The 19,994-nt window shown below is 38.9% G+C and carries 20 protein-coding genes; 6 read left to right on the forward strand and 14 right to left on the reverse strand.

The window, feature by feature from the left end; translation table 11 throughout:
* Positions 1 to 119: 119 nt before the first annotated feature.
* The 5 genes from AC1ECF_RS07260 to AC1ECF_RS07280 all read right to left on the reverse strand — a co-directional run bounded on the left by AC1ECF_RS07260 (position 120) and on the right by AC1ECF_RS07280 (position 9,528).
* Positions 120 to 893 (reverse strand): TerC family protein, encoded by a 774-nt coding sequence (locus tag AC1ECF_RS07260; RefSeq protein WP_480388734.1) that lies wholly within the window; start codon positions 891 to 893, stop codon positions 120 to 122.
* Between the two features lie 220 nt (positions 894 to 1,113).
* On the reverse strand, positions 1,114 to 2,199 hold the full coding sequence (locus AC1ECF_RS07265; RefSeq protein WP_480388735.1) for an SDR family oxidoreductase: 1,086 nt from the start codon (positions 2,197 to 2,199) through the stop codon (positions 1,114 to 1,116).
* Positions 2,200 to 2,680: 481 nt separating this feature from the next.
* Positions 2,681 to 5,743, reverse strand: coding sequence for an efflux RND transporter permease subunit (locus tag AC1ECF_RS07270; RefSeq protein WP_480388736.1), 3,063 nt, complete (start codon positions 5,741 to 5,743; stop codon positions 2,681 to 2,683).
* Positions 5,744 to 6,500: 757 nt separating this feature from the next.
* Positions 6,501 to 8,075, reverse strand: a complete 1,575-nt coding sequence (locus AC1ECF_RS07275) for a peptide chain release factor 3 (RefSeq protein WP_480388737.1) — start codon at positions 8,073 to 8,075, stop codon at positions 6,501 to 6,503.
* Positions 8,076 to 8,478: 403 nt separating this feature from the next.
* Complete coding sequence (locus tag AC1ECF_RS07280; RefSeq protein ID WP_480388738.1) at positions 8,479 to 9,528, reverse strand: M42 family metallopeptidase; 1,050 nt, start codon at positions 9,526 to 9,528, stop codon at positions 8,479 to 8,481.
* A 105-nt stretch (positions 9,529 to 9,633) separates the two neighbouring features.
* Between AC1ECF_RS07280 and AC1ECF_RS07285 the strand changes: the two genes are divergently transcribed.
* Complete coding sequence (locus AC1ECF_RS07285; protein ID WP_480388739.1) at positions 9,634 to 11,217, forward strand: ATP-binding protein; 1,584 nt, start codon at positions 9,634 to 9,636, stop codon at positions 11,215 to 11,217.
* Positions 11,218 to 11,531: 314 nt separating this feature from the next.
* Here the strand turns inward: AC1ECF_RS07285 and AC1ECF_RS07290 are convergent, their stop codons facing one another.
* Positions 11,532 to 12,920, reverse strand: a complete 1,389-nt coding sequence (locus tag AC1ECF_RS07290) for an aldehyde dehydrogenase (protein WP_480388740.1) — start codon at positions 12,918 to 12,920, stop codon at positions 11,532 to 11,534.
* A gap of 277 nt (positions 12,921 to 13,197) precedes the next feature.
* Here AC1ECF_RS07290 and AC1ECF_RS07295 point away from each other — a divergent pair, with 277 nt between their 5' ends.
* The gene (locus tag AC1ECF_RS07295; protein ID WP_480388741.1) at positions 13,198 to 13,338 is read left to right on the forward strand and encodes a hypothetical protein; all 141 of its coding nucleotides are present in this window, start codon (positions 13,198 to 13,200) and stop codon (positions 13,336 to 13,338) included.
* 235 nt (positions 13,339 to 13,573) lie between these two features.
* Here AC1ECF_RS07295 and AC1ECF_RS07300 read toward each other — a convergent pair whose 3' ends face one another.
* Complete coding sequence (locus AC1ECF_RS07300; RefSeq protein WP_480388742.1) at positions 13,574 to 14,158, reverse strand: phosphatidylglycerophosphatase A family protein; 585 nt, start codon at positions 14,156 to 14,158, stop codon at positions 13,574 to 13,576.
* A gap of 116 nt (positions 14,159 to 14,274) precedes the next feature.
* Here AC1ECF_RS07300 and AC1ECF_RS07305 point away from each other — a divergent pair, with 116 nt between their 5' ends.
* From AC1ECF_RS07305 to AC1ECF_RS07315, 3 genes are read left to right on the forward strand one after another with little or no spacing between them, the layout of a single operon-like run.
* Entirely contained in the window at positions 14,275 to 14,997 is a 723-nt protein-coding gene (locus tag AC1ECF_RS07305; protein WP_480388743.1) for an alpha/beta hydrolase, read from the forward strand.
* Between the two features lie 56 nt (positions 14,998 to 15,053).
* Positions 15,054 to 15,569, forward strand: a complete 516-nt coding sequence (locus AC1ECF_RS07310; RefSeq protein WP_480388744.1) for a YjcG family protein — start codon at positions 15,054 to 15,056, stop codon at positions 15,567 to 15,569.
* A gap of 1 nt (position 15,570) precedes the next feature.
* Positions 15,571 to 16,002: a GNAT family N-acetyltransferase gene (locus AC1ECF_RS07315; protein WP_480388745.1), complete on the forward strand. Its 432-nt coding sequence runs from the start codon at positions 15,571 to 15,573 to the stop codon at positions 16,000 to 16,002.
* A gap of 98 nt (positions 16,003 to 16,100) precedes the next feature.
* Here AC1ECF_RS07315 and AC1ECF_RS07320 read toward each other — a convergent pair whose 3' ends face one another.
* The 7 genes from AC1ECF_RS07320 to AC1ECF_RS07350 form a co-directional block, all read right to left on the reverse strand.
* Complete coding sequence (locus AC1ECF_RS07320) at positions 16,101 to 16,412, reverse strand: hypothetical protein (protein WP_480388746.1); 312 nt, start codon at positions 16,410 to 16,412, stop codon at positions 16,101 to 16,103.
* A gap of 100 nt (positions 16,413 to 16,512) precedes the next feature.
* A complete protein-coding gene (locus AC1ECF_RS07325; RefSeq protein WP_480388747.1) occupies positions 16,513 to 16,758 on the reverse strand; it encodes a stage VI sporulation protein F in 246 nt (81 codons plus the stop codon).
* Between the two features lie 35 nt (positions 16,759 to 16,793).
* Entirely contained in the window at positions 16,794 to 16,970 is a 177-nt protein-coding gene (locus tag AC1ECF_RS07330) for a YjcZ family sporulation protein (protein WP_480388748.1), read from the reverse strand.
* A 66-nt stretch (positions 16,971 to 17,036) separates the two neighbouring features.
* Complete coding sequence (gene spoVAE / locus AC1ECF_RS07335) at positions 17,037 to 17,402, reverse strand: stage V sporulation protein AE (RefSeq protein ID WP_480388749.1); 366 nt, start codon at positions 17,400 to 17,402, stop codon at positions 17,037 to 17,039.
* A 1-nt stretch (position 17,403) separates the two neighbouring features.
* The gene (locus tag AC1ECF_RS07340) at positions 17,404 to 18,411 is read right to left on the reverse strand and encodes a stage V sporulation protein AD (RefSeq protein WP_480388750.1); all 1,008 of its coding nucleotides are present in this window, start codon (positions 18,409 to 18,411) and stop codon (positions 17,404 to 17,406) included.
* Positions 18,405 to 18,860 carry a stage V sporulation protein AC gene (gene spoVAC, locus AC1ECF_RS07345; RefSeq protein WP_480388751.1) on the reverse strand — a complete coding sequence of 152 codons (456 nt, stop codon included), beginning with the start codon at positions 18,858 to 18,860 and terminating at the stop codon, positions 18,405 to 18,407. Before spoVAC ends, AC1ECF_RS07340 begins: the two co-directional genes overlap by 7 nt.
* Positions 18,860 to 19,249, reverse strand: a complete 390-nt coding sequence (locus AC1ECF_RS07350) for a hypothetical protein (RefSeq protein ID WP_480388752.1) — start codon at positions 19,247 to 19,249, stop codon at positions 18,860 to 18,862. The genes spoVAC and AC1ECF_RS07350 overlap by 1 nt, the downstream gene beginning before the upstream one ends.
* A 129-nt stretch (positions 19,250 to 19,378) precedes the next feature.
* On the opposite strand from AC1ECF_RS07350, the gene AC1ECF_RS07355 reads away from it, so the two are divergent.
* Positions 19,379 to 19,903 (forward strand): CotY/CotZ family spore coat protein, encoded by a 525-nt coding sequence (locus AC1ECF_RS07355; RefSeq protein WP_480388753.1) that lies wholly within the window; start codon positions 19,379 to 19,381, stop codon positions 19,901 to 19,903.
* Positions 19,904 to 19,994 lie beyond the last annotated feature (91 nt).

The raw sequence follows: 19,994 nt of genomic DNA on the forward strand, positions 1-19,994 counted from the left end.
ACCTATTGTAAGAAAAAACGGTATAAAAAGATAGTTCTATTTACGTCATACCTAATTTCAAATTTTTAAAACAAAAAAAGCTACCCTAAGCATTAGATTGCTCAGAATAGCTTTTAATATTAGTTCGCAGCTTTTTTGTTTTTCGCAACACCTAATAGGTATCCACCAATTGCAATTGCCAGTAAGACAATCCAGAAAGTAATTTTCCAGCCAGCAGAATGTGGGAAGTGCTCATCTAGAATACCTACGTTTTTATGCGATAGAGTTAACACAGTAAGTTTTACCCCTACCCATCCAACGATTAGGAATGCAGCAGTCTCGAGTGTAGGATATTTCTCTAGTAATTGAACAAATTTATGTGCAGCAAAACGCATAATAATCAGTCCAAAAATACCTCCGAGGAACATAACAGTGAACTGTCCACCATTAATGCCTCCTATTTCCCATTCTCCCCAGTATGGTAATGTTACTGCAATCGCAACAGCAGCAAGCATAGAATCGATAGCAAACGCGATATCAGCAAGCTCTACCTTTAATACTGTCATCCAGAAACCTGAACCTTTTGCTTCCTGCTCTATACCATCTGTTTGAATATGTGGGCCTGGCTTCTTCCTTTGATCATAAATATGCTTAATCGAAATGAACAATAGATATGCTGCTCCGATTGCTTGAACCTGCCAAATATCTACCAAGAATGTAATCAAAAATAACGCTAAGAATCTAAATACAAATGCTCCTAGAAGCCCGTAAAATAGCGCTTTTTTCTGTTGCGCTTTTGGTAAATGTTTCACCATTACCGCCATAACAACTGCATTATCAGCAGCAAGTAAGCCCTCAAGCCCTACTAATACTAGTAAAACCCAGCCATACTCTAATAAAATTCCATAATCCAATGTAGTTCCTCCTTTTGAAAAATAAAAAGACCCCTGCCTTTAAAAGGCAAAGGTCTTGCTAAGCAAATGTAATACTTGCTATCATAACCGATGGCATTTAAGCCATGTAATGACGACTATGAAATAGGTTTCCCTATAGCTACTCCCCTTTGACAAAAGTCAAAAGTCTATTTAGTTATATAATTATCCTACCACAAACTTTTCTCAAATAAAAGGGATATTATTTTATCTGAATATGGAAGTTTGAGTCATCCTTATGTTGATTATAAAAACGAATCATAGAAGGAATGGATTCAAGGAAATCTGGACATTCAATCTTTCCTTTTCTTAAGATACTTTCCGCCACGGTAGTGTCAAAAGATGAATTCCATGTTACATAATCAATTGTTTCCTTCTCCACCTGAAGCATTTTCCTTATAGGATAGAAATTCAAAGACACTTTTGCAATGCCAAGCGGCAATCTCCCCTTTGGATATTTACCTGTGATCTCTTTCACAAAAGCGCGATATATTTCTTCAACCGGATACGGCTTTGGATCTGTAAGATGAAGTGTCTTTCCAACTGCTTCCTCTGAAAAACAACAATAAATAGCCGCTTTCGTAATATAATCGCACGGCACCACATTGATGAATGAGCTAGACCTCCCTAAATACGGGATGAATGGCAGCTTTTTAAGCTTTGTGATCATATTAATGAAAAAGTATGGACCATCAAATTTAATCGTTTCCCCAGTTTTGGAGTCCCCTCTCACAATCCCAGGACGAATTATGGTGACTGGCAGCTTTTCCTTTAATAATTCCACCAATTCCTCTGCTTTATACTTGGTTTCCTCGTAGAAATTTTTAAAGCTTGGAGGTTGTATTAATTCTGTCTCCAAAAGCTTTCCTTCCCGAGTACCAGCCACGTAGGCAGTACTAAAATACATGTACCTTTTGAGATTTGGAAACTTTAGCGCAAAATGATTCACTATATCCGTGCCATGCACATTGACATTCCATGCTAAATCCTTTGGAACAGCCAAATCATATATTGCCGCAAGATGCCATATGTATTCTACTTCCTGTACTAGTTGTTCCATTGTTTCTTCTAGAAGCCCAACGTTCGGAAGCGTAATATCCCCTTCAATCGGTATTATCGGTATATCCTTACCATCCCGACCAATTTCCTCAATCACCTCTTTTGCCTTTTGAAGCTGACTCGGTAAAACCAGCACATAAATCTTACTCACCGCATCCTGTTGACGAAGCTCTTTGATTAAATTGGAGGCTAAAAAGCCCGGAAATCCAGTAAAAAGCATGTTCCCCATAAAACCACTCCTTTGAAAAGAATTATACTAAAAAAGAGGAGAGAACAAAATATTTAGATAAACCGGAATGCGTTACTTTTGCTAATAATGGCCGGCTAACTTTTCCTCAAGTGCAAGTCACAGGAGGGCAAGATACCTCCTCTAGATAAAACCTTTGGAAAAAATAATCGCAAGGCACCACAGCTTAATCGCAAAATACCCCTATATAATCGCAAGATGCTTGGTAATAATCGCACGATAACGTTCCTTAATCGCAAGATAGAACCGCCTACAACTTCTCATCGCAAAATTTATCTCCCAAAAGCATCCCCATAAAAACCATGAAGCTCACCATAGAAAATGATGGAAGTATAACTCATGCTAAAATCCCAAACAAAAGAAAAGCACTTACGACGCAATGTTACATCGTAAGTGCCTACCTGCTTTCTATCTTCTTTTCCACTGCTCTGATCATGCTTATCAGTCAAACATGAGCCATGGTCTATTTATGACTTTCTATTTTCCTCGTTTCCTTATCAAATAAGCTGTACACGACTGGAACAATGAAAAGTGTCAAGAAAGTGGAGCTAATAAGTCCACCAATAACCGTCAATGCCATTGGCTGATTTATTTCAGTACCTTCCCCTAAACCAAGTGCTAGCGGAACAAGTCCTAATATAGTCGTAAGGGAAGTCATCAAAATAGGTCTGACGCGATCCTTAACAGAAGAAATAATTGCTTCGTAGGTATCTAATCCTTCTGCCTTTCTTTGATTGATATAATCAACCAAAACAATGCCGTTGTTCACGACAATCCCTACTAATATTAGTATCCCAATGATAGCCGACACACTAATAGGTGTAGAAGTCGTAACAAGGGAAATCGCAATTCCGATAACAATAAGTGGAACTGTAAACATAATAACAAACGGATACTTATAGGATTCAAATTGTGCTGCCATTACAATGTAAACTAAAATTACCGCTAGAATAATCGCTAAAATCATGTCACTTTTCGCACTATCTAACAGCTCTCTGTCTCCACCAAAGGAAACACGAATATTTTCTGGGAATTGCTGCTGTTCGATGACCTCATCAATTCTGTCAGATATATCCCCTAAGTTATTGTTAGATTGATACTTCACCGTAAAAGAAACCGCACTTTCTTGATCTATAGATCGTATTGCAACAGGTCCCTCCGCTATCTGAATATCCGCTACCTCTTGCAGCTCCACAAACTGTCCAGAAGGTGCACGCAGCTGGAGCGTTCGAAGCTTATCTATACTTTTCCGATCCTCTTCTTCATAACGTACGTACACACTGTACACTTCACTGTCCTCGGAAATGATCTGTGTCGCGAGTGCTCCTCTTGTAATATTATTGACCGTCTGTGCTATTTGATAGGATGTCAGGCCATATTCGGTAGCCGCTTCTCTCTTCACATTCACCTGAATTTCCTCTAGTTTGGATGTCACGTCACTATTTACCTTCATGACTCCTTCTAGCTCTGTAAGATCCTGATGCAGCTTTGTTACTGCTTGATTTAGAGCCTTTTCATCTGCAGAGGATACACTAAAGGACAAAAGATTCGGAGAGGAACCAGAGGATGTTTGGACTCCAAAACCTATCTCAGCATTCTCTCCAACTGCCTTCATCACTTTTGGCTCAACCTCGTCTACAAACTCAAATATAGAGCGTTCTCTTTCAGAGAGTTCCTTTAATTTTACAGAAATCTCGGCAATGTTAGATCTAGAGGTTCCTCGAGATTGGCTTTCCTGGCTTCCCCCTACGAAGCTTACGTAGACATCCACTTCGTCTTCTTGCTTTAAGATATCCTCAATTTTCTTCACTACCTCGTCTGTTGCTGCAAAGGAGGATCCGTTTTCAAGTCGGACAGAAATCGAAAAGAATCCTTCATCCGTCGCCGGTAAAAATTCAGTTCCCACTCTGTATACACCAAATACAGATAATACTAACATTACTGCTGTAATCGCTAATAAAAGCACCCTGTTCTTCAGAGACCATTTAATAGAGCGTTCCAAATTATTGTACGCTTTCGATCTCCTTCTTCTAGCTTCCAAGTCACCTTTCGGCTTTTTCAAAAATTGACTTGCCAGCATCGGAATTACCGTAACTGCCACTACTAAAGAAGCAAACAAGCTAAATGCTATCGTTAGAGCAAATTCAGTAAAAATTTGTCCAATTAAACCGGATAGGAATATAACAGGTACGAATACCGCCACCGTGGTTAATGTAGATGCCGTAATAGCGCCTATTACTTCTCGTGTCCCTTCAAAGGTCGCTTCTCTTCGATTTTTACCTAAGCCTAGATGCCTTTCAATATTTTCAATCACGACAATCGAGTTATCGACCAGCATCCCAATACCTAACGCTAATGCCCCTAGCGTCATAATATTTAAAGAAAAACCTGCAAAATACATTAAAACAAACGTAACAATCACCGAATAAGGTATTGCTACCCCTACAATAATTGGACTTCGAATTCCTTTTAAGAAGAGGAATAAAATAACCATTGCTAGCAGACCACCAGTGATTAATGTGCTACCTATATTGCTGATCGCTAGTTTCACATAATCTCCTTGGTCAAATAAAATATCAGCAGTGACTCCTTTATATTCATCCTTCTCAAGCTGTTTCTCTAATGCCTCTTTAAATGCGGTTGATACATTCGCAGTGTTTGCACTTGATTCCTGAAGCACGGATAACATTACCGCCGGCTGATCATTTGCCCTAGTGACCGAATTTTGCTCCTGCTCCGCAATTTGAACAGTCGCTACATTTTTCAGTCTTACCTCTTTACCGGTTAGTGGATTTACTGTAATTACTAAGTTCTCTATTTCTTCCACAGTTGTTAACGTACTAATAATTCTAGTCGTTAATGATTTTTTATCTTCCGTTTCAATCGGATCTCCCGGCAAGGATATATTGTTTGCTTGGATCAGCTGCACAACATCCGATTGAGTGAGTCCTCTCTTTAGAAGCTCATCCTGCTTTAGAAGAATCTGTACCTCCTCGACAAGGGAACCTGACACATTTACACTTGCAACGCCATCTGTACTGATTAGCTCTTTTTCAAGCTGCTCCGCTATAAGACGCACGTCCTGTCCTTCATTCTCAGCTCGAAGCGACAGCTGGATAACAGGAAACTGAGCCGGATCAAATTTTAAAAACATCGGATCATTCGCACCAGTTGGAACCGGCACCATATCAATTCGCTGCATAATATCTAACTGAACATCATCCATATCTGTAGACCAATCAAACTCTAATAAAACAAAATTTGCTCCCTCTGAGGAGGTGCTGGTTACTGACTTTATACCTTGAAGTGTACTAAGCGATGAAACAAGCGGCTTCGTCAGCTTCTCATCTATTTCGGTCGGGCTAGCACCTGGATAATTCGTAACGACAACTGCCACTGGAGGATTCAAATCGGGAATTAATGTGATAGGAATTTTAAAGAAAGACACGCCACCTAAAATAAGTACCAAAAACATTATTACGGTGGTAAACACGGGCCTTCTTATGGAGAAATCACTTATTTTCATGTATTTATGTACCACCTTCACTTTTGCTATACCTATCATATGCCCAAAAGGACAAGAGTTCAAATATTAATGGCATCTGAGCGAGAGTAAACTACTACCGAGCGACAGTATCGATCTGAGTGAGAGTAAACGCTTCGTCTGAGAGTAATCATCCGTTATCTGTGAGTAATGTCTCTCTATCTGAGAATAAATCCCTCCGAATGAGAGTCCGGGAATAAGCCCTTTCCAACCGAGAGTAAACCCATTCCGAGTGAGAGTTTTCCCTCCTGAATGAGAGTATTTCCCTCCTGAACGAGAGTAAACGCTTCGAATGAGAGTAATCTTCCTTTATCCGAGAATAAACCCATTCCGAATGAGAATAAATCCCTCCGAATGAGAGTAAAAATCTAAGTGAGAATAAGCCCCTTCCAACCGAGAGTAAACCTCTCCCGAGTGAGAGTATTTCCCTCCTGAACGAGAGTAAACGCTTCGAATGAGAGTAATATTCCTCTATCCGAGAATAAACTCTCACCATCCGAGAGTAAATCCCTCCCGAATGAGAGTATTTCCATCCCGAACGAGAGTAAACACCTCGCCTCACCTAAAACATGCCCGCTTACTAACCCCCCTACTTTCTGAAAATAGCAAAAACCGAACTACCATATAAAACTCTGACTTCGAGTCTTATGATAGTTCGGTTTTCCACTATTCATGAACCTACAAAGATAATTGAGCTATAAAATTGGCTATTTTAGCCTGCGCCAGTCTCTCTAGCTTCTTATAAAAGATTGTATAACTTAATATGCTCATATTTATCTTGGAACCAGCGAGTAGCAAATTCATTTTCAAATAGGAACACATAATTGTCGTAGCGGTCACGGACTAGCATGCTACGTGGGCCAGTCATTGATTCCTTGACCTCTTCTTCGTTTTCGATCCAGCGTGCAACCTTGGATCCGATTGGTTCCATGCGTACCTCTACGTTATATTCGTTTTTCATTCGATGCTCAAATACCTCAAATTGCAGCTGACCAACTGCTCCCAATATAACTTCCTCTGTATGAAGCGTTTTGTAGTATTGGATTGCACCTTCTTGCACAAGCTGTAGAACACCTTTATGGAAATGCTTAGATTTCATAACGTTTTTCGCAGTTACTTTGACAAACAGCTCAGGTGTGAACTGAGGTAGCTTCTCATATTGGAAAGCTTTTTTGCCACCAACAATCGTGTCCCCAATTTGATAGTTACCTACGTCGTAGAGACCGATAATATCTCCGGCTACTGCGGTGTTTACCGTTTCTCGGTCATCTGCAAGGAATTGTGTGGACTGTGTTACCTTGAAGGTTTTTCCCGTTCTAGCCAGGGTCACCGTCATACCACGCTCAAATTTCCCGGAAACGATACGGACAAATGCGATTCTATCGCGGTGAGCAGGATTCATGTTTGCTTGGATTTTGAATACGAAACCTGAAAAATCTTCATTCAATGGGTCTACCTTTTCCTCTGCATCGGTCATGCGAGGCTGAGGAGTCGGAGCAAATTGAAGATACGTTTCTAAGAAAGTTTGTACCCCAAAGTTTGTTAGTGCACTACCAAAGAAAACCGGTGTTAGGTCTCCAGAAAGCACTTTCTCCTTGTCAAACTCACTTCCCGCTTCATCTAACAGCATAATATCTTCCATTGCTTGTTTATAGTAAGAGGTTTCTTTCATGGAATGATCCACCGCTAGCTCTCCATCCTCGTCTAAAGGTAAGAAGCGATCAGATTCATCTGTGCGGAACTGTTCAATACGTCTATTATAGCGGTCGTAAATTCCTAAGAATTCTTTCCCCATACCTATTGGCCAGTTCATTGGATACGATTCGATTCCAAGCACCTCTTCTAGCTCTTCCATTAGCTCAAGCGGCTCTTTCCCTTGGCGGTCCAGCTTGTTAATAAAAGTAAAGATAGGAATGCCTCTCATACGACAAACCTTAAATAATTTAAGAGTTTGTGCTTCAATTCCCTTCGCAGCATCGACAATCATAACAGCACTATCGACAGCCATTAATGTACGATATGTGTCCTCACTGAAGTCTTGGTGTCCAGGTGTGTCTAATATATTGATACGGCAATTATTATAGTCAAATTGCATAACGGAGGAGGTTACGGAAATCCCACGCTGCTTTTCTATTTCCATCCAGTCAGAGGTAGCAAATTTGCCTGTTTTCTTCCCTTTTACGGTACCAGCATCACGAATCGCTCCACCAAAGTAAAGCAATTTTTCTGTAATAGTCGTTTTTCCTGCATCCGGGTGAGAAATGATAGCAAAGGTTCTTCTCTTTAATATTTCTTCTTGTAATTGTTTATCCATAAATTATATCTCCTTCTTATTCACTTTTTTATCATATGGATTTATGAAGCAAATTACAAGCATGAAATGCGTAAGCACCTGTTCTGCCCCGACAAGCAAATGGGGTTCGGCGAGTAAGGAAGGAAAACTAAGAACATCACATCGTGTGACAACGTTTTCCTGACCAACATCCTGTTGGCCCTCGAGGGGCAAGGTGCTGGAGGGCTAGACAATAAGAAATGCTTAAGCACCTGTTCAGCCACAGGGAGAAAACTGTGGCTTTAAAGGATAGTTGGTCACCACAGCAGATTAAATTAAGCAGAGAGCCGCTGGAGTTAGCAAATAACTACACAACAGGTACCTTTCACTAGTAAAAAAAGAACTAGCAAGCAAGGCGCTTACTAGCTCTTATCCTATTTTTGCTTTACACTAATTCAGAATTTACATAAGCAAATAAAAGCTTAGCCGTATTTTCCAATGAACTGATATGTGTTCTTTCATATGCATGAGAAGCTTCAATTCCCGGACCAAACAGCGCATGCTTCACATCAAAGCCCGCACGGATAGCTGCAGATGCATCAGAGCCGTAATATGGATATATATCAAGCTTATAATCGACTCCATTTGACTTGGCAAGCTCCACCAAGTGACGTGTGAGCTCGTAATGGTATGGTCCTGATGAGTCCTTTGCACATATAGAGGCTGTATATTCATCAGAAGTCTGGCCATCTCCTATTGCTCCCATGTCTACTGCAATATATTCGACCGTTTTCTCCGGAATATTGGAGTTACCTCCATAACCGATCTCTTCGTTATTTGAAATATAAAAATGAGTAGTATAAGGAAGAATCCAATTATTTTCCTTAATTGTTTTGACCAATTGAAGCAAAAGTGTTGTGCTGGCTTTATCATCAAGATGGCGCGATTTAATGAAACCTGTTTCCGTTTCTTCAAAACGTGGATCGAAGGATACAAAGTCTCCAACCTCAATCCCAAGTTTTCTCGTTTCCTCTGCATTTGTAACTTTCTCATCAATTCGTACCTCGATATTTTGTTCATCGCGTGGCAAACCACTTGCATTTTTGTATACATGGACAGTCGTTTGATGCATCTGGATTGTTCCGCGAATTTTCTTCCCGTCCGCAGTATGAATCGTACAATATTCACCTTCTACTGCATTCCAATTAAAGCCGCCTACCATCGTAAGCTTCAGTCTTCCACTGCCTTTAATTTCTTTTACCATCGCTCCAAGCGTATCTGTATGGGCAGTAAGCAGACGATGCCTCTCATCATTTTCCCCACGTATAGTAGCAATCAATGCCCCTTTGTTCGTTCTTATGTAGTCTACCTGTAAGTCTTTTAGAAACTTTTCCATAAAGTCCATAATCTCTTTTGTATAGCCTGATGGGCTTGGAATCTCCACTAATTGTTTAAGTAGTGTAACAGTCTCTTTTGATTGAAATGAAAACTTCACTTTTATTCCTCCTTTACTATATTTCTATCTTATCAAAAGATAATATTTTCAGAAACTACCAAATAGGCTAATATTAGTATTAGCTATTAGAAGGAGATGTGCAATTTGGAATATTTTGAAATGCGTCAGAAAAAAAACAAGTTATTTTTAATTCTTTTTTCCCTACTTGCTATTACATATACCCTAGTTGCAATTCTTCTACATTATGGGAATATGGGTATCTATTTATACACATTAGTCAGCTATTTGGCTCTAAATCTTCTATTATTTTTTCGATTTTCTAGCGGTAAGTGGACTCCCTATTTAATATTTATTTCCTTGAACTTATATATTTTATTGGTCAATATTTTGCATGAGCATGCCATTCTACTGGTTTATTTTATTTATCCAATTTATATAGCTGTTCTATATCATACTATCGCGCCTAGACTAATTTTGTTCTTGCTCACAACCTTGGAAATTTGGGCATTGGTTTATTGGAAATATTCTAATTCTCCCGTTATGTATGTAGAAGGAGACCTAATTGTTTTTATCGTATTTTTATGCCTGCTTGTTACTACTTCTATCTTGAGTACCCTATACGATAAGCGTTTCTTTAAATATCTATCAGATAAGAACAGTTCTATGCAAAGAGAGTTAAATTCTAGAGAAAGCTATCTACAATTGTTTTTTGATAATGCCAAAGATAGTATTGCTGTTTTTGATATAGACAATAAAATCATTGAAGTTAACCCAGCCTTCGAGGAGCTTTATGGTTGGAAACGCGAAGAGGTAATAGGTAAAAGGGTAAATCTCTCATCACCTGCCTACAGAATGGAAACAGAGGCAAGACGAAGAGAGGTCTTAAAGGGTGCTAGCTATATTTTCCTGGAGACAAAAGATATGAGAAAGGATGGGTCATTCTTCGATGCCCAAACCACCTTTTCCCCTATCTATAATTACGAAAAGGAACTAGTAGCTATCTCTGTTATTAGTCGTGATGTAAGCTTTAAGAAAGAAACAGAAACCTTACTGCTCCAAGCAGAAAAATTAAAGCTTGCTGGAGAAATGGCAGCTGGAGTTGCACATGAAATTCGAAACCCTATTACGGTCATATCAGGCTTTATACAAATAATGAATACGAATTCGAACCAGCCATATTATCATTACACACAAATTATTGAAAATGAAATTGAACGTATTAATTTTATCATTAGCGAATTTTTAGTGCTAGCTAAGCCACATGCGAAGCTTTTCAAGAAATATAATTTTACCAAAACCCTGAATGATATCTTGATTCTTTTCCAGCCGGAGATAAACCTAAAAGGGATTGTGTTCAGCACGCAACTGACGAATCGTGATATTTATCTCTTTGGAGAGGAAAGCCAGATGAAGCAGGTGCTCATAAATCTTTTAAAAAATGCCATCGAGGCTGTAACTGAAAATGGCAACATTCATATCTCATGCGAGTTGGATGTAAATAAGGTCATCACCATAAAAATTACCGATAATGGGGTCGGAATGGATCAAGAAACAATTGAAAAAGTATTTGACCCGTTTTTCTCTACCAAGGTAAAGGGAACAGGGCTTGGTCTAATGATTTCTGAAAAAATCATCACAGAGCAAGGAGGAAATATCTTTATCGAAAGTGAAATCGGGAAAGGAACGACTGTTACCGTTCAGCTACCCTCTTACGATACAAACGATTGAACATAAACAAAGGTCGTTAGATAGAGAGCAAAGTCTAAACAAGGAGGTGTCCTATAAACTGAAAACTTATGGGACACCCTTTCTTTAAAATTTATCAGTTATGTGGCATTCCTACTACACTGGTCAATACCATCCTCCTCGTCTCAAAGGAGACATCTTAAAATAAGCTTTTGCACCGATTCTAAACCTTTTCCCTTCTCTATACTGCAATCGGAAAGGTAGGAACCTTGTCAACAGGTATATATCTGAAATAACATTGAAAAAGCTGTAGACTGCCAAATTTCCTTGGACATGTCTACAGCCTTTTGTTTTGATTATTTTAATAATCCTCGAACTAACTTAATTTTATTCTTATATGGTGGATACACAACATTTACTGGGAGTGAGGTATTCTTCTTCAGAATAGATTTTTGGTGGGTAAATAGCTGAAAGCTTGCCTCACCATGGTACGCTCCTACACCAGAATTCCCTACTCCGCCAAACGGAAGATGAACACTTCCGACATGCATGATCGTGTCGTTTATACATCCACCACCGAATGGAAGCTCCTCTAGGAAGTAATTTTGCGCTCTCTCATGTTCACTAAACATATATGCCGCCAATGGTTTTGGCATTTTTTTAATTGTACGTATAATCGCTGGTAAGTCTTGATAGCTAATAATAGGAAGAATCGGCCCAAAAATTTCTTCTTGCATAGATGGGCTGTCAAAAGTTACGCCATCCAGGAGCGTTGGCTGAATGTATAAGTCTTCCGGATCCGTGCTCCCACCAAAAATAACATGCTGATTTTCATCTTCAATCATCTGCTGCAATCGATCAAAATGGCTGCGACTTACTATTCGACCATAATCGGTGCTTTCTTGTTGATTTGCACCGTAAAACTGCGGAATTGTTTTCTTTAGTGTTTCAATGAATTGGTCTTTTATCTTTTCCTCCACTAAAACATAGTCAGGCGCAATACAAGTTTGACCTGAATTTACAAATTTCCCCCAAACAATTCGTTTTGCCGCTACCTCTAAATTAGCAGTGTGATCGACGATTGCTGGGCTTTTCCCTCCTAGCTCTAGTGCAATTGGAGTTAGTCTTTTCGAAGCTGCCTCCATCACTATCTTCCCTACATTCACGCTACCCGTAAAAAAGATGAAGTCAAACGGTGCATGAATCAATAAGGACGTTTCCTCTTTTTCACCTTCTACTACCCTGATATAGTTTGGATGGAAAGCTTCTGCGATTATTTGGGAAATGATCCTAGTCGTATTGGGAGTAGCCTCGGAGGGTTTAATAATAGCACAATTCCCTCCTATTATGGCACCTAATAATGGCTCCATCACTAACTGGAACGGATAGTTGAATGGTGCGATAATCAAAACAGTACCATATGGTTCATTCACGATAAAGCTTTTGGATGGCATAAGCGCTAATGGTGTTTTTACATGCTTAGGCTCCATCCATTTGTGAAGATTTTTTTTCATATAAGTGATGCTTTCATAAACAATTCCTAATTCAGTTGTATATGCCTCGAATTCACTTTTTCGTAAATCCTGATAAAGAGCAGCTAATACTTCCTTCTCATACTTTTTAATCGTGTCCTTTAAAATGTCCAGTTGTTCCAGTCGAAATTTAACACTTCTTGTTACACCTGTATCATAAAAAGCATGATGCTCTTGCAGCATATTATCTAGATCCTGTTGTGTGAAGTTCATCTCTACTCTCTCCTTTAAAAGAAGTTTGATTCTACTATACATCATACTATTTTTTTCAAGCTGATGAAAGAATTTGGATATTTAGCACAGATACATGAAACCAACTTTACCTTCTCATACTACTTTTAAAGAATTTATTAGCATGCTCCCTAATAGTCTTTTGGTTACATTAGTCGCAGAGTGTAATTAGTAGTATTTTAAGCGTAAGGGTTTGAGGCTATTCTCAAGTTGGGTATAAGAGAGACAAACAACTTTAGAAAGAGAAGGAGGAAATATGATGACACAAACAGAGACTTGGTGGGAACCTATTTTTCAAGGACCTATGGCTTTAGGACTAAATAAAAATCGTATAAACGAATTAGAGGAAGAGTCCTTTTTATATTTCCAACCAGTAGAAGAAGAGTTGGAAACCAATTAAATATAAATAATTGCTTATATAAGACAATACGAGGCACTTTCTGTTCAAGTAAGACAGAGAGTGCCTTTGTATTTGGGTTTTCATGAAGGGTCCCTTGGAGAGATAAAATTCTATCAGTTGATAACCCACCTTTTACTGGTGGTTCATCGTCCCCCTAAGGAAGAGAACAGAAAAAGCGAAAACACGGATGTATATTACTCCGCGTTCTCGCTTTCATCAACCAAGTCCCAGCGATTTACATTCTGCTTCCTTTAATATGAATTTCAGGAGCAGTTTGATCTGGGCTGATATCTTCAAATGTCTCATCCGCTTCTTGTAAATCTCTTGTTCGGTGAGCCAGCCTAGATGCTGCACTTGCAGCAATACTTGCTACTAGATCATCTAAAAAAGTATGAATACCGTTCCCAACTTTTGTATCTAGCTTCGAAATCAAACCAATTTTATTTTTATCTAAGTGACCAAAAGTCGTTACAGCGATACTTCCATAAGTAAACACAGAGCCTAGTGCAATCGTTTCATCCACACCAAACAACCCTTCGTCTGCTTCTACAATCTCTTGTAGCGGTGAAGAGAGCATTTTCTTTTCCGCAAGCTCATCTAACTCAATTCCAACTAAGATGGCATGCTGCATTTCTCTTTTTTTCAATACACTTTCCACCGATTTTTCACAGTGAGCAAGGGTTAGCCCTTTGTTGTAAGGGTATTGCATTTCAAATACAATTTTAGCGATTTCTTCTATTGTTACGCCTCTTCTTTTTAAGGCTTCAAATGCAGCATGTTCTACTGTTTTTGAATGTACTCTCGATGTCTGTCTGTCCATGGTTGTTCCTCCTTGTTTTCGTTGCAAAAAAGGGATTATTCTAACTCCTCTTATTATACCTCTCTTCCACAATATGATACAATTTCATTACAACATGACTAAGAAGAGGTGTATGTATGAATAGAGGTACATTACTAGATAGGACCATATATAGTGAAAGTCTGCAGGAGGAAATGCAGTTGCTCATCTATTTACCACCTAATTATTCTCCATTATATAAATATTCTGTGCTGATTGTATCTGATGGAAAGGATTATTTTCAACTTGGTCGACTTTCCAGAGTTGCAGACGAACTATACAATGAAGAGCTTATTGAAAACATGATTATTGTTGGTGTACCTTATAAAAATGTCCAGGACCGGAGAAGAAAATATCACCCGGATGGAGATCAACGAAATGCTTATTCTAGATTTTTAGCGCAAGAGTTAGTGCCCTACTTAGATGAGGAATATCCGACCTATCAGATTGGGAATGGGCGAGCATTGATGGGAGATTCATTAGCGGCATCTGTTTCCCTGTTAACTGCCCTTCAATATCCAAACACCTTTGGAAAGGTCATTTTGCATTCTCCTTTCATCAATGAGGATATACTTGAGCAAGTAGAGAAACACAAGGAGATACATGCATTTTCCATCTATCAGGTCATTGGGGATCAAGAAACTGCAGTCAAAACTGGGGATGGACTACTAACAGACTTTCTTACTCCCAATCGCGAATTACAAAAATTATTAACAAAAAAAGGATATTCTAGTTTTTATGACGAACTAATTGGAGACCATACTTGGAAGCTTTGGCAACCAGATATGAGAAGAGCCTTAGTAAAGAACTTTAGCTTATAAAACATTTTTTGGTATAATTGCATTATAGTAGAATGATAATAAGGAGGTTTTTACAAATGAAATACGGTATTGTTGCTTTCCCATCAAAAAAGGTGCAGGATTTTGCCAATTCATATAGAAAACGCTATGACCCACATTACGCATTAATTACCCCTCATATGACGATGAAGGGAGTATTTGAAGCAGATGAAAAGGAAATTAAACAGATTGCCCATCAAATACAGAATATTGCAACCGAGCATAAGCCATTTACATTAAAAATTACAAAAGTTAGCTCCTTTGCTCCTGTGACAAATGCCATCTATTTTAACGTGGAACCAACAGAAGAAATTATGAATCTACATCAAGCATTAAATTCGATGGAGTTTATGGATGAGGAGCAGTACTCCTTTGTGCCGCATATCACCATAGCACAAAAGCTAAATGGTAGTGAGCATGATGACATTTATCCTCAATTAAAAATGATTGGTGTGAACTTTGAAGAGATAGTAGATCGTATCCATCTCTTATACCAATTAGAGGACGGTTCTTGGACTGTCTACGAAACATTTAGATTGTCTGGAGCTGAATAATTTGGTATATGCAAAAATAGTGGAAACTGAAAAAGAGAAGCAAGATGCAATTACCATCAGAAGAAAGGTATTTGTAGAGGAACAGGATGTTCCTCTACATTTAGAGCTTGATGAGCATGACGCAACGGCTACACATTTCATCGCCTATGATGGTGAAAAACCCTTTGGAGCGGGAAGACTCCGAAAGGTAGAGCCTAGTATAGTTAAGGTAGAACGTGTATGCATTCTTCCCGAATATAGAGGGCAACATCTGGGAAACCTTTTAATGAATTGTATGGAAGAATATTCAGCTGCCAAAGGATATAAAAAACTTAAGCTAAATGCTCAAAGCTATGCAATTCCTTTTTATGAGAAAAGAGAGTATGTAATCACCTCTCCAGAATTCTTAGAAGCCGGCATACCCCACCGTGCAATGGAAAAGTCTTTCTCTTAAGCATAATATTTAAAATTGATATTTATTAAAATAGCTGCCCTAGAAAGTCAATTATATGACTTTCACGGCAGCTTTTTTGTTTAGGACTTTCAATCCCTTTAGATATACAAATTCACATTGTTTCCCTTGCCGGATATTTCCGAAATAACGGGAGACAAATTAATCGGGTTCGGTTGGATAAACCCTTTATATAAAGGTAATTTACTGGATACATGCTTCTTATCAGTTGTTATCGTATCCTCTTCAGCGGTTTCATTTAATCGCTCTTTTTGTATTAAATGATCACGAAATAAAGACTTAAGGTGAACCTTTTGAACACTGCCAACATAAGCAAAATTATACTCGTTCGAATGCATTCGATTTGCATAGATTTGTGCCTGGGTTGGCTGTGATGGAATAATGTAGCCCATTATTTTTCCCCCTCCACACTTTTTTCTTTATTTACCCGCCGTGTAATTAACTCAAACTGATATCATATGCTTATTTTCATATTCCAGAAACTAATACTTATTACATCATTTTTTCTATGTCGGATAAGCTTAAAGATTTACCTTTTTGCATGATGGAACTAGTTAACTGGTCCTCTAATTCCTTCGATACCGGTTTATTTGCTAGCTTTCCAACCTTTTTAACAATTTTACGGACCTGTTTCTCATCCGAGAAATCAGCATTAGATACTGCATTCGCAAGTGCAAACAATTCGTCCATTGAAACACCTGTTTTATTTTCAATTGCTTTAAAAAATGGATTTTGCATTTCTTTCTCCCCTTTGTCTTATTTATTCATCACGTCTAAGAGAGAAAGCTGCTTCCAACAATTATTAATAAAATAAACAAGACAACAATTAGAACGAATGTATTTCCACCACCGTGGTTATAACCATAGCCAGTTCCTCCACCGTAGTAACCGCCATAACTCTCGCAGCATCCAGAGTAATCTGAATAACCTCCACCATAGTAACCGTACATAATCTTAACCTCCTCTCCTTTTCACCATATCATATGCTAATTTGGGAAAAGGAATCGGGCATTTAACTAGTACGTCGTTTTTCGCTTTTGGAAAATAAAAGCACCAATGAGTCCGAATAGAATAGCTGAGCTTATACCAGAGCTAGTTATTTCAAACATCCCAGTCAACACTCCGATGATGCCATGCTTTTCGGCTTCCGCCAAAGCACCAAGTGTTAGGGAATTACCAAAGGAGGTAATCGGAACAGTTGCACCTGCTCCTGCAAAATCGATGAAGGGCTCGTATAACCCAAAGCCTCCTAACACTGCTCCTGCGACCACTAATGTACTTAGTGTATGAGCTGGAGTCATTTTAAAGCCGTCCATCATGATTTGTCCGACAACACAGACAAGACCTCCTACTATGAAGGAAATGATTAATGATGTGATCATGTTAACCCCTCTTTTCCATTCGACATTCGATTGCGTGTGCAATACATGGGATTGTATCCCCTTGCTGATACGTTAAGGGAGAAAGCAGTGCTCCAGTTGCTACCAATAACACTCTCTTATACGTACCATTTTTCAGTTGATTATATACATGACCAAAAAAGACTGCCGCTGAGCATCCAGCACCACTGGCTCCTGCATTAAAAAAAGGATCATTTCCATAGAACTGAGCCCCTGCATCCTGAAGAATCACACCGCTGTTTTTATCCTCAAACATATCCTTTAAGATGGCTAAACCTATTTTCCCTAAATCACCAGTCATGATGACATCATAGTCAGACATCGAGGAATTGGTACTTTTTAAATGTCTTTCTATTGTATCTCGTGCAGCAGGTGCCATTGCCGCTCCCATGTGAAGAGGATCCGATTGATTCCCGTCCACTACTCGTCCAATGGTGGCATGAGTAATTACAGGAGCATCCTTCACCTGGCGCTTTAATACAGCAAAACCTGCTGCTGTAACAGTCCATTGTGCAGTTTTTCCCTTTTGTGCTCCATATTCTAGCGGATATCGAAATTGACGCTCTACTGTCGGATGGTGACTAGAAGCTCCAGCAAGCACCTTGCTAGCACTTTCCGATTCCAATAAGAGACAGCCTAATATGGCTGACTCCATCGAGCTAGCACAGGCTGAAAATACACCTAAAGTAGGTATAGCAAGCTTTCTTGCAGCAAAATTTGTTGGGGAAACCTGATTCACTAAATCTCCTGCTATAAAAACATCTATATCCTTTATTTTCTCATTTGCCTTTTTTACAGCAGTCTCACAGGCCTTTTCAATATATCTAGTCGCTGCATGCTCGTTTGTTTCCGTCGATTCTCTTTCCGATTGAAGAAATTCATCAAATGAGCTTGCGAACGTCTTTCCTTTCTCCACAGGCCCCCCGATGACACCAGTGCTTGCTATACAAGGATTCTGTTTGAACTGTATTGTTCTTGGAGTGTTTACCATGAAATCACTCCTAACTTCACTAAGATGGTTTTAATTAATGCAACAACGAATGCTGAAAAAACGCCAAAAACAATAACGGAGCCAGCTAGCTTAAACATATTTCCACCAACTCCAAGCACGTAACCCTCTGTCTTATGCTCTATCGCTGCTGAGATAACCGCATTTCCAAACCCTGTAACAGGAACTGCTGAACCTGCTCCACCGAATTGGGCTATTTTTTTGTATAACCCAGTTCCAGTTAAAAGGAGGGCAATAAAAATTAATGTTGATACCGTCGGGTTACCAGCTGTCTTTTCCGTAAATGGAAAAAATCGCATATAGAAGAAAGAGATCAATTGACCGATAGTACAAATGATACCCCCAACAAGGAAAGCCTTTAGACAATTTTTAAGTAAGGGGGGCTTTGGAGTATGCTTATCAACAACCTTCTGATATTGGTTTTTATCCATTATGTCTCTTCCTTCGAAAGTGATTTTAATTTCTCTATAGAGTCTGTTAGCTCTTCATTTTTTTGTTTCTTATCCACTATTTTTTCAATTTCCCATCGAATCTTCATATCCCCTGTTACCAGAACTTCTTTCTCGGGATACTCCTTCTCTATCGCCTTTTTCACCTTGCTTTCTATCTTTGTTTTTTGGAACCTCTCAAATGCTCCTACTTCAATAGCAACAAGAATATCATCCTTGTTCATCACACTCGTGTATCCAGTGATGTCATCCCGTTCATTCAATATCTTTTCTAAACCGGTTTGATCTGCCTCTGAATAAACCCTGCTCTCCACTTCGGAGCAACCCGTTAGCAATAGAAGGGTTAATATAACAAACATCAGTTTCTTCATTAGCAACTTCTCCTTTTTCGTTAGTATGAGCGCGACCTTTCGAAATATACGACGCCTATGTGATATTTGCCCTGTTCTTTGGGAAATTGCTACATAAATTACAACAGAAGGATGAAGGAGGTGAAAAAAATGGGTTGTGGAAAAGTTGAACATCTAGATGATTCAAATCGTAGAGGAAACTGTATTTGTGACGTAGTTCGTGCAATTTTGGACATTCAAAAGCATGCAACTGACGATTGTGGAGACTGTCCTACAAATTGCTTCGCAGAGCCACTTGGAGGATTATCTTGCCCTTCAAAAAACAAAGCAAATACCCGAGTATTTATGCTTCTTACTAAAAATGGTGATCCTTTTAAAGCATTCTTCCGAAATAAACATCATCATACACCGATAAACGAAGACTGTGTATCTGTCTTTTTCCGAGTAGAAGATATTTTTGATAATTGCTGTGCAACATTACGCGTATTGCGTCCATTCGATCATGAGGGTAAACCAGTGTCATTAGTTTCTGACAAGGATCCTAGCAGAATTGATTTGAACAAAATTTGCGAAGTGAAAAAGTTCAAAGAAAGCAACAGCTGTGTAACTGTAGATTTAGACTGCTTCTGTGGAATTGAATGTATTGAGGATGTATATTTAGATATTTGTGACTGATCGTTTCAACCTGTAGTGTCTATTCCGTTCGGATCAAACCCGAACGGTTTTTTTGCCTTCATTTTACATTTTTCATTAGCACTAGAAAGCA

The sequence above is a fragment of the Psychrobacillus sp. Z3-81 genome, from assembly GCF_056620325.1.

Excerpts from the sequence above, each read along its gene's own strand:
- AC1ECF_RS07300 (WP_480388742.1), bottom strand. The coding sequence starts at position 14,158 with ATGGACAGACAGACATCGAGAGTACATTCAAAAACAGTAGAACATGCT.
- AC1ECF_RS07320 (WP_480388746.1), bottom strand. The coding sequence starts at position 16,412 with ATGGGCTACATTATTCCATCACAGCCAACCCAGGCACAAATCTATGCA.
- AC1ECF_RS07330 (WP_480388748.1), bottom strand. The coding sequence starts at position 16,970 with ATGTACGGTTACTATGGTGGAGGTTATTCAGATTACTCTGGATGCTGC.
- spoVAE (WP_480388749.1), bottom strand. The coding sequence starts at position 17,402 with ATGATCACATCATTAATCATTTCCTTCATAGTAGGAGGTCTTGTCTGT.
- AC1ECF_RS07340 (WP_480388750.1), bottom strand. The coding sequence starts at position 18,411 with ATGGTAAACACTCCAAGAACAATACAGTTCAAACAGAATCCTTGTATA.
- AC1ECF_RS07290 (WP_480388740.1), bottom strand. The coding sequence starts at position 12,920 with ATGAACTTCACACAACAGGATCTAGATAATATGCTGCAAGAGCATCAT.
- AC1ECF_RS07275 (WP_480388737.1), bottom strand. The coding sequence starts at position 8,075 with ATGGATAAACAATTACAAGAAGAAATATTAAAGAGAAGAACCTTTGCT.
- AC1ECF_RS07305 (WP_480388743.1), top strand. The coding sequence starts at position 14,275 with ATGAATAGAGGTACATTACTAGATAGGACCATATATAGTGAAAGTCTG.
- AC1ECF_RS07265 (WP_480388735.1), bottom strand. The coding sequence starts at position 2,199 with ATGGGGAACATGCTTTTTACTGGATTTCCGGGCTTTTTAGCCTCCAAT.
- spoVAC (WP_480388751.1), bottom strand. The coding sequence starts at position 18,860 with ATGGATAAAAACCAATATCAGAAGGTTGTTGATAAGCATACTCCAAAG.
- AC1ECF_RS07355 (WP_480388753.1), top strand. The coding sequence starts at position 19,379 with ATGGGTTGTGGAAAAGTTGAACATCTAGATGATTCAAATCGTAGAGGA.
- AC1ECF_RS07270 (WP_480388736.1), bottom strand. The coding sequence starts at position 5,743 with ATGAAAATAAGTGATTTCTCCATAAGAAGGCCCGTGTTTACCACCGTA.
- AC1ECF_RS07310 (WP_480388744.1), top strand. The coding sequence starts at position 15,054 with ATGAAATACGGTATTGTTGCTTTCCCATCAAAAAAGGTGCAGGATTTT.
- AC1ECF_RS07295 (WP_480388741.1), top strand. The coding sequence starts at position 13,198 with ATGACACAAACAGAGACTTGGTGGGAACCTATTTTTCAAGGACCTATG.
- AC1ECF_RS07325 (WP_480388747.1), bottom strand. The coding sequence starts at position 16,758 with ATGCAAAATCCATTTTTTAAAGCAATTGAAAATAAAACAGGTGTTTCA.
- AC1ECF_RS07350 (WP_480388752.1), bottom strand. The coding sequence starts at position 19,249 with ATGAAGAAACTGATGTTTGTTATATTAACCCTTCTATTGCTAACGGGT.